The following is a 14,052-nucleotide window of genomic DNA, read 5'->3' on the forward strand; positions in this document are numbered from 1 at the left end:
AGAACCCACCAGCCACGAGCTAGGGTAATGATTGGAACATGCACTTCACATGAGCCCGATAACACCCCATGCCAACACCGCATTGACGAGCATCATGAACACAGCGGCCGAGCCCATGTCCTTGGCCCGTCCGGCCAGTTCGTGGCGTTCAGGCCCGTACCTCTCTATAACCGTCTCAACAGCGGAATTGAGCGGTTCCGCCGCCAAGACCAGCAGCAGCGAGCCCAGCAGCACGAACTCGACCGGAGTTTCGACTATCCAGAAGGCTGTGGGGGCAAGCAGCAACAGCACAACCGCCTCGAGGTGGAATGAGGAGTCGTGCAGCCAGGCCGCACGACTCCCCAGCATGGACCATCGAAATGCCTTCAGCACGCCGCGCGGGCCGCGAGGTCGGTGTCCATAGGTGTCAGCCACGTCTATTCCTTGTTCTTCCGTCATGTGTGAACGTTGCAGCCAGTGGGAATCTCTTCCCACTCATCTCTCGGCGCGGTCAAGCGACTTCTCGCATCGGCCAAACAGATTCAATGCTTCGTCCTTGGATCTGGTCTGCACTTGCATGAGCCCGAGCACCGAATGAAACAGGTTGTCGTGACTCAGGGGTTTGGTTGCCTGTTCCCGAAGGCATGCAGCATCGATTCCACGGCTCTTCTGGAGGCCGTCCGACAGCCACACAACCATCGGCACCTTGACCTGTGTGGATGGGGCGATCGCATAGGGAAGTCCGTGGAGGTAGAGGTTTGCTTCCCCGAGCGACTCGCCGTGATCCGACAGGTAGATCATGGCGGTGTCGTGCGACGAATCCGCCGCTAGCATGTCAACGGTTTTTGCGAGAAAGTCGTCAGTTGCGACAATTGCGTTGTCGTAGGCGTTGACGATCTCCTCTCGAGCGCACTTTCCAAGATCAGCGCTGCGGCAGTCCGGCACGAACGTCCTAAACTCTTCACCGTAGCGTTTGAAGTAGGCTGGACCGTGATTTCCAAGCTGATGTAGAACCACCACGACGTCTCCAGGATTGTCGTCAATGGCATCGTGCAGTCCGCTGAGCATCACTTCGTCTCGGCAGGACTGGTCCGTACACAGCGGATGCGTGGGAGGTTCCCTGTAGGATTCAAACGCAAGGTCTGCGCAGACGCCTTTGCATCCAGACTGGTTGTCGCGCCATAGCGTCTTGACGCCCGCACGCTCCAGCACATGCAGCAGCGACTCAGAGCGCCTGATCCTATCCCGGTCATAATTTCGCCTTCCATACACGGAGAACATGCAGGGCACGGAGACCTCTGTGTTAGATCCACAAGCGGTCACGTCTCCGTAGTTGACCACATTGCGCCTAGCCAGCTGCGGCGTTGTCTGCCGCGCGTAGCCGTTCAGCCCCCAGTTCTGCGCGCGGACGGTCTCACCTACCACGATCACCAGAAGATGAGGCTTCGAACCTACCGGATGCATCTCGATCCGTGCATCCTCGGCCACCTTGGCCAGGGGGCCGGGCTGAGCGCGACGATCCTGTTGGAGCACGCGGATGCTGGATACGATGTAGTTCTCGGGTGTGATCAGGTAGCGCGCGAATTTGTTGTTGCGCATGAGCGAGGACAGATCATCGAACTGTAAGAGGGCCGCACCGCCGCTGATGCCCACGGTTATGATCAGCAGCAGCAGACGCGCGGCCACCAATCGCTTCAGACTTCGGCTAGGACGAATGCGAACCCATAGCAGCGCAAGCAACGGGGGCGCACTCTTTAGGAGGATCGTGCCCGCAAAGCCTAGCGTCATCAGCTCACTGGCTTCCGCCGTGTCCGTTCTGAACACGTTGCGCAGCATGCTGGCGTCAAAAACGATGCCGTAGTTGTCAGCGTAGTAGGCCGCCGCGGCGGACGCAGGCACCAATACGAAAAGGATAGGCTTCAGCGACCAGCGCCAACCGATCAAGGCGAACAGCACCACATGAATGCCGGTGATGAAGATCAGGGCCGCACCCAGTACCAGTGCCTGCGCAACTCCCTCTTGGTTTGTCGTACCGATGACGAATCGAGCGAATGCGTTGTTGAACACCGCCGTGAAGTAGAGCGACGAAATGAGAATCAGCGCTATCTGACCGACTTCCGGACGATTGCGCCACCGCGGTAAGCCGGTCATGCCAAGACTCGCCGTGGTGGAACTGCAGAAATCAGAAAAACAGATATGGTGGCCCGGAGCACGTAATGCGCCCAAAGCAGGAAGATGGCCATGGTTCTACCCAGGAGGAAAGCGCGCGAGGGGGGGGGCGGCAAGCACACGCGGGTCCGCTTCCGCAGCTCCCCATCACAGCGACGTGAATCGCTGCGCTGTGTCATTCGCACAGTTTGGGGAACTACCGAGGGTGCAGCGGTGATGCAGCCGTTTAGTCGCTCAGCAGGCGAGCGACGCCGGTTCTGTCAGCCCCTAGGAGGCCGGATCAAGCCGTCGCGCCTGTCCGATGGGAGGTTGCCTGCGGCGACCAGGGCAAGGGATTCAGATGCGGTCGCAACCTCTTCCAGAGTCAACGCAACGGGCACCTGGCACACGCCACCGTGATGACAGTGTCCGTGCGTGGAAACATGATCTTTTCTTGGGTCCGATAGCTTCGACGATTCCTGCAATGCATGCACGTCCCCCTGATCACCACACACCATGGCTTCGACCGATGGCACGGCAATAAACACCGCCAGAAGTAGTGCGAGCAGAAGCCGGATGGCGGGGGAGGTGCCTCGATGCATTGAGTGAGATGACCAGATGCTGGCGGAAAACGAACGCTGCCCCAGAGGGGCGTTCGTGGCTACATTGTCCACGATAAAAATGGGAAAAACACCTAAATTCAGGGCGAATTTAGTTGATGCAACTGCCCTCATCGCCGCGTTCCGACATTCCTCAGACGTGTGCTTTTCCGCGATGCGTTTGGACGCGGGGTGATGCAGGATCAAATGCAACATTTTTCCGACAATCTAGCATCGACACGCGGAATTGGTCACGCAGCTCGATACCGCTGCGCGCAGCGCGGTGGGTGATAGTGCCATCAGCGACTTCCCGTTGATGTAGAACGTTGCTGTACCCCAGATGGCAGCCACCTTGGCGTCTGCATAGTCCTGGGCGATGAGCATCTCGACAGGCTTGTCCTGTAGGAACTTCAGCGCCATTCCAACGTCCAGCTCGGCACAGCACGCAACCAACGAGATCAGATCAGACGATCTGACGATGTCAGAGGAAGTGCGTTTGACACCAATTTTGCGCGTGGATACCCTTATATTTAATCATTACATGAATAGTTGAAATGAATGAGGCGGAAGCGCTGCGAGGATTTGGCGCAATTGCACATCAAGACCGTCTGCGCATCATACGAATGCTCGTGGTGGCCGGGGCGGCTGGAATGTCCGCCGGATCTATTTCGCACGAGTTGGGAAATGCAAGCCCGTCTAGGGTGTCCTTTCATCTCAAAGAGCTGGAGCATGGCGGCCTTGTTGCGGGCCGCCGTGCGGGCAGGTCAATCATCTACAGTGCTAGCTTCGCAGCCCTGTCCGACCTAGTTGCGTTCCTGATGCGTGACTGCTGCAACGGCCACTGCATCCACTGCGATAGAGCGATCAAACTCTTTGCCCAGTGCACTGGCCGGCCTGCTCGATCAGTCGTTGATCCGTGAGAAAACGCAGTGAAAACGCGGCCCGCAAGAGTAAAGCGTGCAAGAACCCACGCTTCTGCCCGAGCTGGGAAACGGATAAAGCGATGACGGCGAGATGCTCAGGTGTGGCCGAATGACTGAACGATCTGGGGTTTATAAGTGAAGCTGCATCACCTGCGCGAGCAAATGGAAAGGCACCAGACGGCGATCTACTTCGCCGCCATGGCCATGGGTTTTCTTCTGGCTCTCAAGGTCCCTGGGACGGGACGGCTGGAGGTGCTCATCACGCCGGCCTTGGGGGCGATGCTCTTCGTGACGTTCCTGCAGGTGCCGCTGTCATCTATAGCAGCGTCCTTGAGGAATTTGCGATTCGTCGCTGCCTTGCTAGTCACCAATTTCATAGCAATCCCGTTGCTAGTTGCATTGATGGTACCGATGTTCCCGGAGCAGCCGCTGATCGCCATCGCCATGCTCTTTGTACTTCTATGTCCGTGCATCGACTATGTGGTTACTTTCTCGCATCTTGGCAAGTCGGACGCTCCACTGTTGCTGGCAACAACTCCAATCCTCTTGATTGTCCAGATGATTCTGCTGCCACTCTACCTTAAGATCTTTCTTGGACAGGCTGCCGCAGATCTGGTTCGGCCAGGTCCATTCCTGCATGCCTTTGGCTTTCTTATCGTCATCCCAATATTGCTGGCTGCTACTCTGCAGGGATTGGGCCGAAGATCCGTCTGTATGGAAGAGGTCGAGCGAATTGCTGGCGCCCTTCCGGTACCAGCCACAGCTGCAGTCCTGTTGATCGTCATAGCCGCGGTAACTCCTCAGCTGGAGGCTGCACTGCAAGCCGTGGCTGCGGCGCTTCCGGTCTATCTCATTTACGCAGCTATCGCCCCCCTAGTCGGCCTGGCCGTAGCAAGAAGTTTCAACATACCAGCCGCTGCCCAGAGGGCCATCGCGTTCTCGGCAGCTACCCGCAACTCGCTGGTGGTGTTGCCTCTGGCTCTAGTTGTGCCCGGAGCTTTGCCAATTATTCCCGCCGTGATTGTTACTCAGACCTTGGTAGAGCTTGTCGCCACGTTGGTTTACATCCCTTTGATCCCGCGACTGGCGAAAGCGCCATGATGTAGGTCAACGCTTCAACAACCCAATCTTGCAGTTGCACCTAGGTAGAACAAGACTCCGCCAAGCGTACCTTCTGCGAAGTCCGCGCTCATCCTCTATCCGCGCGAGGGTCTCGGTTTGAGCGGAGATAAAGCGGATTGGCAGTAGATCATGGATGTTTATTGAGGGCTGCCGGATGTCCGCTTCTGGCCGGCAGCGGAAGTCACCCGTGACTCCGGGCGACAGTTCCATGTAGCAGGAAATCTACAACTAAGGTGAGCGTCGACAAACGGCACTGCTGTCCAGGTAAGTCCGACCGCATCCAACCAATCAAGGGGTACAAATGGGGGTATTTTGAATGTGATATTTATTTTTATTGTATTTAAAACATATGGTTGTATCGACTATTTGGGTCAGATAAGCGGCACCATCGCCTGATCCAATGGCGTCCAGGCAAGTCCGGAGTTCATAAAAATCCCGCAGAAATGCGGGTTTTTTTGTGCGTCTTGGTCCGAGATTGTCCATGTACATCCAGCGGCTTTGGCGGTTCCGGCGTTGGATTCTTTGAGAAGTAGTGCGCTCACTGTCCGGAGGAACCGGGAAACTCTCCATGCCCTACGGTCTATCTGGCATTCAACTTGAATTGCCTCCGATCCCTTGCAAACGAGCCTGGATGAACTCCAGCAACGCCCGAACCCGTGCGGTGACCGAATGACGGTGACTGTAGGCGCCAAGCAACTGCAGCGGTGCAGGGCTCAGATCCAGCTGCACTTCCTTCAATCGGCCCGCGGCAAGATCTTCCTGGCATGGGTAGGCGGCAACGATTGCGAAGCCGAGGCCCTGGCGCGCTGCCGCCACTGCAAGTTCCCCACTGTTGACGCGATAGCGGCTACGCACAGGCACCTTCACGATTTCGCCCGCAGTACCGAGAAACTGCCATGGCTGGCCCTTTAGTGCGCTCAACGTGGTGATGCAAGGCAGGGATTTGAGTTCGCGCACGTGGCGCGGCATCCCGGTCTGCGCAAGTAATGCGGGCGCTGCAACCACAATGCTGGGCAATGTCGCGAGTTCGCGGGTGATAAACGCACTGTCATCCTGGCGCCCTCGGTGGAAGACGATGGAGAGGTCCATGTCTTCCCGCATTACTTCCAGGCCAGTTGGACGTGTGTCGCATTCCAATTCAATGCCGGGATGAAGACTGCAGAATTCGGCAAGGATAGGAGCCAGCAGCCGTGGCGCTTCATTTGGCATGCACATCCTGAGAGGCCCCTTCAGTTCGCGCTGGACTGCGCCGAGTTCCTCCTCCGTGGCCATCAAAGTGTCGAGTAGAGGTTTGGCGCGCTCGTAAAGCAGCCTCCCGGCTTCGGTCACGCGCAGATGGCGGGTGCTGCGTTCCAGCAAGCGAACTCCCAGCCTGCGTTCCAGCGAGGCGACGTGACGGCTGACGTTGGAGGATGGCAGGGCCAGTAGGCGCGCCGCGCCGGAAAAGCTCTGCTCGTCTACTACGGCCACGTAGACGCGGACGGTATTCAGGTCGAGGCTGCTGCGCATGATTATCCCGTTGTGGGTATCAAAGTTGCTCACGCAGGCATGCTAGTTCGTAAAATTGGCAGGGTCTAGGATGCACTCCCGTCCGATGGACGCCCTTCAACGGCGTGTCTGGGCGAATTGAACGAGAGAGCATTGGAATGGACATCGGAATACTTGGTGGCGGAATCGCAGGCTTGAGCGTGGCGCTCGCTCTGCACAAGCAGGGTCACGCCCTCCGCGTATATGAGCGGCGGTCCGGGCCGGCGACGATGGGAGCTGGGGTGACACTTTGGCCCAACGCTGGCTTTGTGCTGCAGGAGTTGGGACTGCTGGAGGATGTCGGGGCGGTAGGCGGCCGGCCATTGTCGGTGCAACGCAAAGACTCCGCGGGTGACTCGTTGGGCGGCTTGGACATCACGCTGCTGGATCAGATGATGGGATACCCGACCCATACGATCCTGCGGCGGGATTTGCAGGCGGTACTGCTGGAGCATGTCGCGCGGGCAGGTATCCCGGTGGAATTTGGGTATCGAGCGGCGGCGATTGAGCTGGATGCCAGTGGCAAGGCCGTGGCGCGGTTCGAGAACGGAAAGAGCATCCGCCCAGATCTGCTGATCGGCGCCGATGGCCGCATGGACTCGGTGGCGCGCAGGTTTGTTGCAGGCGACAACGCGCCAATCTATCAAGGGTTTGTGAACTGGATCGGCGTTGCGCAGGGGAATAAGGCGCTGGTGAGCGACATCGGGATCCAGGATTACTGGGGCTCTGGTGATCGTTTCGGTTGCGTCGCGATCCGGAAAGATCTGGTGTACTGGGCGGCCGCTCAGGCGCGGCCATTGCCTCAGGCGACGCCCGCAGCGGATATGCGCAAAGAGATCAAGGATATTTTTGCAGGATGGCCCGCGCCTGTTGCCCGCCTCATCGAGGCCACGCCGGCGCACTCCATCCAACTGATCGCTGTGCACGACCTTGAGCCGCTGCAGACATGGAGCCGGGCAAATGTGCTGCTTGTCGGAGATGCGGCGCACGCACCGCTGCCGACTTCGGGCCAGGGCGCCTGTCAGGCATTGGAAGACGCTTGGCATCTGGCGCGGTGCCTGGAAGGGGCCGACGGTCCCCTTGATGAAGCATTGCTGCGCTTCGCTGCGGTCCGCGGACCCAAGACCAAGAAGTTGGCAGAGCAGGGCCGGATGTTCGCGCGAGGCCTTTTCGCACAAGACCCCGAGGCCTGTCGCATTCGCAATGAACGCGCCAAGGCGTCGGATGCAGTGCGTGATGCGCAGGCAATGGCGGCAGGATGGTCGCAGGGTTTGCCGATGGCGAGCTGCGCTGACGGGGTGCCAGTGAACGGCGTTGATAGTCTGTATCGCCTGTGAGGGTGAACCACCCCGGGAAACCGGGGCAGAGTTCAAGCGTGGTGCGGTTGATCAGGCAAGCCGTCCGGGTGTGAGCTGCGCCCAGACAGTGCGGGAATTTTTGTTTCCGGCGTCACGGTTAAGCAATTGCTCTTTAAGGCGCTTGCTGATGAAAGCCCCTGCGTGATCACCGCACCGACTGGGGCACCCGCCGCAGCTTGCTTACGTCGTAGCCCATCGCCTTGATGCTCTCCACCGCACGTTGGTAGTCCGCCGCCGAGACCTGCGGGGTGCGCGCCATGTACCAGACATAGTCGAGCTTGCTGCGGGCGACGATGGTCTGGCTGTAGCCCTCGTCTACCCAGGCGATGATGTATTCGGCCTGGATCGGCCAGATGAACTGCATGCCCCAGACTGCGCCCTTGCCTTCGGCTTCGACCTTGCCGATGGGGTGCATTGATTTCAGCGGCGCCTGGAAGCTGCCCTTGCGGTAGCTGAAAGTAGTCTGGATACGTCCGTCGGGCCGCGGGGCATAACTTTCCACGGCATCGAAGGCTTCGCGCTCGGGTCGCGACGGAATATGCGCGATCACGTACCAGTCGCCCATGAAGCGCGGTATATCGACCGATGCCGGGCGCGGGATCGGTCGGGTGTCCAGGTTGCTGCAACCAGCGCCGAACAAGGCGATGGACAGCATCGACAGCATCGGAAGGGTTCGCATGGTCGGGCCTGCCTTCAGCGGGGACGGAACAGGTAATGCGCCACCAGCCATTGCTGGCCGTCGTCGTAACCAAACAGCTCTGCGCAAGCCATCCAGAACATGCGCCAGCGCTGCCACCAGATGCGTGCGGCGGCGTCGCTGCCGTAGGTCTGCACCAGCAGCGGCATGACCTGCCCGCGTGCGGCGTCCTGCCGTTGCAGCCAATGGTTGGCGGTGCGCTGGTAATGGCGGCCATCCAGCAACCAACGCTGCTGCAGCTGCATATCGCGCTGGAAATGCAGCAGGGTATCGGCGGCCGGCATCAGCCCGCCGGTGAAGAAGTGGCGACCCATCCAGTTGTCCTCGCCCATCGTGTCGAACGGATACATATGCGTGCGGTGGGCAAAGATATGCACGAACAACGCGCCCTCCGGCTTCAACCAGCGGGAAATGCGACCAAGCAGGCGCTCGTAGTTGCGTATGTGCTCGAACATCTCCACCGATACGCAGCGGTCGAAGGTGGCGCTCGGCAGCTGCAGTTGGTTGACGTCGATGGTCAGCACTTCGACGTTGGCGAAGCCGCGCGTCTTGCACTGGGCCTGGATGTGCTGGCGTTGGCTGTGTGAGTTGGAGACTGCGGTGATGTGCGCGTCAGGGTAGCGCTCGGCCATCCACAAGGTCAGCGAGCCCCAGCCACAACCAAGCTCAAGGATGTGCTGGCCATTGGCGAGCCCGGCACGTTGACCGTACAGCTCCAGCATCGCGTCCTCGGCCTGGTCCAGGGTTTCGGCACCGGTGCGGTAGTAGCAGCTGCTGTACTTCATGCGATGGCCAAGGCAGGCCTGGAAGAATGCAGCGGGTACCTCGTAGTGCTGGCGATTGGCGGCATCCACATGCAGGGCCAGCGGGCTGCTCGACAATTCGGCAATGCGCCGGCTGAAACGCTCCGATTGTGCTTGCAGGCCTTCTTCCGATTCCTCCTCCAGTCGCTGCGCGCACAGCCGGCGCATACCCCAGCGCAGGGCGGCATCCGGCAGCCAGCCGCGCTCGGCCCAGCCGGTCAGCCCGGGCTCGGCTTGGATGACAGAATCCAGTTGCGTGGCTGCGGTCATGGCGATTGCTCCTTGGCAGTGCGGGGAAACCACGGGAAGAACATCGGCGTGCTGCGCTGGTACGCGCGGTAGTCCTCGCCGCGGCTGCGTAGCGCCTGTTTCTCTGTGAACGGAACGCCGCTCAGATAGCGCAGGAACAGGTACATCAGCACCGGCCCGGTCCATGCCAGCCACCACAGCGGCGAACCAACGGCCAGCAGCACGTAGCTGAACCAGTGCAGCCATTCGAAGAAATAGTTGGGGTGTCGCGAGTAGCGCCACAGACCCTGCCGACAGGTGCGACCTTTGTTGCCTGACTCAGCACGGAAACGCGCGAGCTGGCGGTCCGCCACTGATTCGCCGAGCACGCTCAACAACCACACCAAAGCCGCTGCGACTACCCAGCCATAGCCATCGGTGCGCGGGTTGCTGGCCACCGCGACAAACGGCAGCGCGAACAGGACTATCAACAGCGCCTGGGCAATGAAGAAGCCGAAGATCTTGCCTTGATGGCCTTGCCAATGTTCGCGCAGATACTTGTAGCGACCGTCCTCGGACTCGTGTCGCACGCGCTGCCACAGATGCAGGGCGAGACGACTTCCCCACAGCCCGCCGAGCACGGCCAAGCTGATGCGCGGCAACGCTGCACCGTCGCCCAGCCATGCGAGCAATAGAGCGGCAGCGGCCAGACCTTTGGCCCAGAGCACATCGACGATGCCGATGTTGCGATGGCGGCGCTGCCACGCCCAGCCCCAGAGCATGATCGCTACGGCGTACAACAGTACCCAGCCTAGATTGTTCATGTGGAAGCGCCTGTCAGTGGAGCTTGGGTTGGGCTGCGGGACCAGCGGCGCGCGCTCGTGACCAGCAGCGTCAGTGCGACGCTCCAGCCGATGCCAAGCAACAGCAATCCCTGCCAAGCGGGTGCAGCAAAATGTATGACGTCAAAGCCGCGTGCGGCGGACAGATAGGCCAGCGGTGCCAACAGCAGCCCGAACGTCACCGGCAGCAGCCAATGCCGTTGCAGGAAGGCCGTCGAGGAGGTCAGGGTCATTGCAAACGCGGCCCACAGCGCCATGATCCACGGCGGCGGTGCCCAGCCGAACGGCGCTGCGGCATAGTCGACGCGGCCGCTTGCCGCCGCCAGTCCGTCAACCAGCCAGGCGCAGACCAGCGCGAGCAGCAGCAAGCGCAGCTCGGTTCGCGGCTGGGCGGCGCCGTAAAGCTGGCTGACGATGTAGAGCGCCGAAGCCAGCAGGGCAGGCCACTGCCAGCCACGCCCGGCACCGGCCACGGCGCATAGCCAGACCAGTTGGTTGCCCAGTAGATTGAGCAGGGTCCGGCGCATGTCAGCGGATCTGCCCGGCGTTGGCTGCGGGTTGATAGCCGGGCCGCGCCAGCAACAGGTGCGATACGCCGATCGAGCGTTCCAGAAAGCCACCCTCGCAGTAGGCGAGATAGAACTCCCAGAGCCGGCAGAAACGCGCGTCGAAGCCCTGTGCGTGCACTGCAGGCAGCTGTGCCATGAAACGCTGGCGCCAGGCGCGCAGGGTCAGGGCATAGGAGTAGCCGAAGTCCTGCTGTGCAACCAGCTGCAGATCGCTGGCGCGCGTCTTCGCCGTCATGATGGCGTTGATCGAGGGGATGAAGCTGCCGGGGAATACGAAGCGCTTGATGTAATCCACGCTGCGCCGGGCTTGCTCGTAGCGATGGTCTTCGATGGTGATCGCCTGCAGCAACGCAACGCCATCGGGCTTGAGCAGCCGCTGCAGAGTAGCCATGTAGGTGTCCAGGTATTCGGCACCAATGGCCTCGATCATCTCGATCGAGACCAGCTTGTCGTATTGGCCTTCAAGATCACGGTAGTCCTGCATCAGCAGAGTGATCCGATCCTGCAGCCCGGCTTCATTCACGCGCTGCGCAGCCAGTGCGTGCTGCTCCGCGGAAATCGTGGTGGTAGTGACATGGCAGCCGTAATGCCGCGCCGCGTGCACGGCGAAACCACCCCAACCGGTGCCGATCTCGATCACGCGGTCGCCGGGCTGCAACTGCAGTTGCTGGCAGATGCGGTCCAGCTTGCGCTGCGAGGCTTGCTCAAGCGATGTGTTTTCGTCGGCAAACAACGCGGACGAGTACATCAGGTCCGGCGACAGGAACAACGAGAAGAAATCGTTGCCGAGGTCATAGTGCGCGGCGATGTTGCGACGGCTGCCTTCGCGGCTGTTGCGGCGCAGCCGGTTGCAGCCACGCAGAAGCCAGCCGCCAATACGTGCAGGGCCGCGTTCCATGCCATCAAGCAGGTCGCGGTTGCGCACCAGGATGCGCACCAGCGTGACCAGCTCATCGCAGCGCCAGTCGCCATTGATATAGCTTTCGCCGGCACCGACGCTGCCTTGTGCGGCCACCTTGCGATAGAACGCAGGGTCGTCAATGGTCACCGTGGTTTGCATCTGCGCTGAAGCATCGCCGAGCACTACTTCGCCGAGCGCATCGCGCACGCGCAGGCAACCATCGCGCAGTGGTGCGAGTTCGGCCAGCAGCCGGCGCCGCAGCAGCGCATCCAGCGCACCGGGTTGCGGCAGGGCCACCGAGGAAGTCATCTGGTTCATCGCGTTTTCTCGGCGAGGGAAGGGTGGTCGTGGACCGGGTTGCGCTTCAGCCACAGCCGCAGTGCCTGCCAGTGGATGGCGGCGACAACCTGCAGCGTCATCAGCGGGTAGCAGGCCAGTACCCGTGCCAAGCCGGCGCCATTGAGCGGGTGGCGCTGCATGGACTGGGTGGCGTCGAATTGGCGCAGGCCTTCGCGCCAGACCTGCATATGTATCTGCAGGTCTTCGCCAGGCGCGGTCAGACGCCAGTCGTAGCGGCAATCCATCGCCATGAACGGCGAAACGTGGAAGCACTTGTCGAACTGCCAGCGCAACGCGCGACCGCTGTGCTGCGCGGTTGCAGTCGGCAGCACGTAGGCGTGGCGTTCTTTCCACGGCGTGTTGGTTATCTCCGCCACGACGCAATCCAGAGTGACGCCATCGGCCTGGTAGCAGTAGTAAAAGCTGACTGGATTGAATACGTGGCCGGCAACACGTAGATGGGTAAGCAGCCGCACCGGTCCCTGTGGCCGATGACCGAGCACGGGCGCGGCATGGTCCCGCACCGCGTCTGCCAGCGGCTTCGCCGGGTCGCCGAAATAGTCACTACGACGGAACTCGGCCAGGTTGCGACGGTTCATCGACCACAGCCAGCGCCCGGAAAATATCTGCTCCAGTTCGTCCAGATCCAGTAACAGCTGGGCGATTGGGTAGCGGAACGCATGCGGGTGCGGCAGGTGGCGGCGATGCACCACCTGGCCGATGTAGATGGCGCTGGCGCTCATGTTGTCAGCTCCGCATGTGGCTGCCGGGTAGCTTTCGGCCTGCGCTCAGTCAGCGCATCAATCACGCGGCGGGCACTGCGGATGCCGTCCTCATGGAAGCCCCAACCCCAGTAGGCACCCACGAACCAGGTGCGGCGTCGGCCCTGCAGTTCGGCCCAGCGCTGTTGCGCGGCGATGGCGGCATGGTTGTGCACCGGGTGCGCGTACTGCATGCGGCGCAGCACCTTGTCCGGATCGATCTGTGCGCTGTTGTTCAGTGTCACCACCAGTGGCGTGTCGCCGGGCAGGCCCTGCAGCAGGTTCATGCAGTAGCTGACCGTACATGGCGCGCCGGTGTCCTGCGGCACATACGCGTTCCATGCTGCCCATGCCTTGCGGTTGCGCGGCAGCAGTGATGCATCGGTATGCAGCACCACTTCATTGCGCTGGTAGCCGATGGCGTCCAGTACATCATGTTCAAGCGGACTGGCATCGCCGAGCAACTTCAGCGCCTGGTCGCTGTGGCAGGCCATGATCACTTCATCGAAGCTCTCAATGCCCGCGGTGCTGTGAACCCGTACTTCCCAAGGTGTGCGCTCAACCTTCAATACCGGGCATGCAAGCCGCTCACGTACCTGCCAGCGCGCACGCAAGGCATCGACATAGCGCGCCGAACCGCCCTTCACAACTCGCCACGGCGCACGTCCCGTCATCTGCAGCATCTGGTGGTTTGCCATGAACTGGACCAGATAGCGCGCCGGGAAATCACGCACGGTGGCCGTCGGTGATGACCATAGCGCCGACGCCATCGGCAGCAGGTGTTCCTCGATGAAGGCTTCGCCGTAGTGATGGCTGTGCAGGTACTCGCCGAGCGTGGGGCCTGTGTCGCCTTCGAGCAGCGCCGGTACCTCACGGTAGAAGCGGCGCAGGTCGCGCAACATGCCCCAGAAGCGTGGCGACAGCAGGTTGCGGCGCTGGCAGAACAGGCCATCGAGCGACGTCGCGTTGTACTCCACGCCGCTGCGCTCGCTGCGCATGGAAAAGCTCATCGTGGTGGGTTGCGAGGCGACTCCCAGTTCCTCGAACAGCCCGCTCAGCAGTGGATAGTGTTGCTGGTTGAAGACGATGAAGCCGGTGTCCACCGCCATCCGCACTCCGTCCACCTGCAGATCATGGGTGTGGGTATGCCCGCCGAAGTAGTTGTTTGCCTCGAACAGGGTGACGTCATGCTCACCATCCAGCCACCAGGCGCTGGCCAGCCCGGCAATGCCCGAGCCGATGATCGCGATGCGCAT

15 protein-coding genes are annotated in these 14,052 nt (G+C 60.9%); 3 read left to right on the forward strand and 12 right to left on the reverse strand.

Translation table 11 applies throughout. The features are described from left to right. Nucleotides 1-45: 45 nt before the first annotated feature. The 4 genes from ACVOMB_RS11015 to ACVOMB_RS11030 all read right to left on the reverse strand — a co-directional run bounded on the left by ACVOMB_RS11015 (nucleotide 46) and on the right by ACVOMB_RS11030 (nucleotide 3,146). Nucleotides 46-414 carry a diacylglycerol kinase gene (locus ACVOMB_RS11015; RefSeq protein WP_481531245.1) on the reverse strand — a complete coding sequence of 123 codons (369 nt, stop codon included), beginning with the start codon at nucleotides 412-414 and terminating at the stop codon, nucleotides 46-48. A gap of 60 nt (nucleotides 415-474) precedes the next feature. Then, nucleotides 475-2,130 carry a phosphoethanolamine transferase gene (locus ACVOMB_RS11020; protein ID WP_481531213.1) on the reverse strand — a complete coding sequence of 552 codons (1,656 nt, stop codon included), beginning with the start codon at nucleotides 2,128-2,130 and terminating at the stop codon, nucleotides 475-477. A gap of 278 nt (nucleotides 2,131-2,408) precedes the next feature. After that, nucleotides 2,409-2,939, reverse strand: a complete 531-nt coding sequence (locus ACVOMB_RS11025; RefSeq protein WP_481531214.1) for a hypothetical protein — start codon at nucleotides 2,937-2,939, stop codon at nucleotides 2,409-2,411. A gap of 15 nt (nucleotides 2,940-2,954) precedes the next feature. Next, the gene (locus ACVOMB_RS11030) at nucleotides 2,955-3,146 is read right to left on the reverse strand and encodes a hypothetical protein (protein ID WP_481531215.1); all 192 of its coding nucleotides are present in this window, start codon (nucleotides 3,144-3,146) and stop codon (nucleotides 2,955-2,957) included. A gap of 134 nt (nucleotides 3,147-3,280) precedes the next feature. On the opposite strand from ACVOMB_RS11030, the gene ACVOMB_RS11035 reads away from it, so the two are divergent. Both ACVOMB_RS11035 and ACVOMB_RS11040 read left to right on the forward strand, forming a co-directional pair. Beyond that, complete coding sequence (locus ACVOMB_RS11035) at nucleotides 3,281-3,646, forward strand: ArsR/SmtB family transcription factor (protein WP_481531216.1); 366 nt, start codon at nucleotides 3,281-3,283, stop codon at nucleotides 3,644-3,646. Between the two features lie 138 nt (nucleotides 3,647-3,784). Next, on the forward strand, nucleotides 3,785-4,750 hold the full coding sequence (locus ACVOMB_RS11040) for an arsenic resistance protein (protein ID WP_296248033.1): 966 nt from the start codon (nucleotides 3,785-3,787) through the stop codon (nucleotides 4,748-4,750). Between the two features lie 612 nt (nucleotides 4,751-5,362). Here the strand turns inward: ACVOMB_RS11040 and ACVOMB_RS11045 are convergent. Beyond that, nucleotides 5,363-6,313 carry a LysR family transcriptional regulator gene (locus tag ACVOMB_RS11045; protein ID WP_481531217.1) on the reverse strand — a complete coding sequence of 317 codons (951 nt, stop codon included), beginning with the start codon at nucleotides 6,311-6,313 and terminating at the stop codon, nucleotides 5,363-5,365. Nucleotides 6,314-6,417: 104 nt separating this feature from the next. On the opposite strand from ACVOMB_RS11045, the gene ACVOMB_RS11050 reads away from it, so the two are divergent. Continuing rightward, nucleotides 6,418-7,635, forward strand: a complete 1,218-nt coding sequence (locus ACVOMB_RS11050; protein ID WP_481531218.1) for an FAD-dependent monooxygenase — start codon at nucleotides 6,418-6,420, stop codon at nucleotides 7,633-7,635. Nucleotides 7,636-7,801: 166 nt separating this feature from the next. Here the strand turns inward: ACVOMB_RS11050 and ACVOMB_RS11055 are convergent, their stop codons facing one another. Genes ACVOMB_RS11055 through ACVOMB_RS11085 form a run of 7 tightly spaced genes read right to left on the reverse strand, consistent with a single transcriptional unit; the run spans nucleotide 7,802 to nucleotide 14,052 of the window. Next, nucleotides 7,802-8,311, reverse strand: coding sequence for a lipocalin family protein (locus ACVOMB_RS11055; RefSeq protein WP_481531246.1), 510 nt, complete (start codon nucleotides 8,309-8,311; stop codon nucleotides 7,802-7,804). Between the two features lie 38 nt (nucleotides 8,312-8,349). Further along, nucleotides 8,350-9,426: an SAM-dependent methyltransferase gene (locus ACVOMB_RS11060; RefSeq protein ID WP_481531219.1), complete on the reverse strand. Its 1,077-nt coding sequence runs from the start codon at nucleotides 9,424-9,426 to the stop codon at nucleotides 8,350-8,352. Then, nucleotides 9,423-10,208, reverse strand: a complete 786-nt coding sequence (locus tag ACVOMB_RS11065; RefSeq protein WP_481531220.1) for a DUF1295 domain-containing protein — start codon at nucleotides 10,206-10,208, stop codon at nucleotides 9,423-9,425. Before ACVOMB_RS11065 ends, ACVOMB_RS11060 begins: the two co-directional genes overlap by 4 nt. Beyond that, a complete protein-coding gene (locus tag ACVOMB_RS11070; RefSeq protein ID WP_481531221.1) occupies nucleotides 10,205-10,753 on the reverse strand; it encodes a DUF2878 domain-containing protein in 549 nt (182 codons plus the stop codon). The genes ACVOMB_RS11065 and ACVOMB_RS11070 overlap by 4 nt, the downstream gene beginning before the upstream one ends. 1 nt (nucleotide 10,754) lies before the next feature. Next, nucleotides 10,755-12,014, reverse strand: a complete 1,260-nt coding sequence (locus ACVOMB_RS11075; RefSeq protein WP_481531222.1) for a class I SAM-dependent methyltransferase — start codon at nucleotides 12,012-12,014, stop codon at nucleotides 10,755-10,757. Further along, nucleotides 12,011-12,778, reverse strand: coding sequence for a DUF1365 domain-containing protein (locus tag ACVOMB_RS11080; protein ID WP_481531223.1), 768 nt, complete (start codon nucleotides 12,776-12,778; stop codon nucleotides 12,011-12,013). The genes ACVOMB_RS11075 and ACVOMB_RS11080 overlap by 4 nt, the downstream gene beginning before the upstream one ends. Continuing rightward, the gene (locus ACVOMB_RS11085; RefSeq protein ID WP_481531224.1) at nucleotides 12,775-14,052 is read right to left on the reverse strand and encodes an NAD(P)/FAD-dependent oxidoreductase; all 1,278 of its coding nucleotides are present in this window, start codon (nucleotides 14,050-14,052) and stop codon (nucleotides 12,775-12,777) included. The genes ACVOMB_RS11080 and ACVOMB_RS11085 overlap by 4 nt, the downstream gene beginning before the upstream one ends.

The sequence above is a fragment of the Stenotrophomonas sp. STEN018 genome (genome assembly GCF_056760235.1).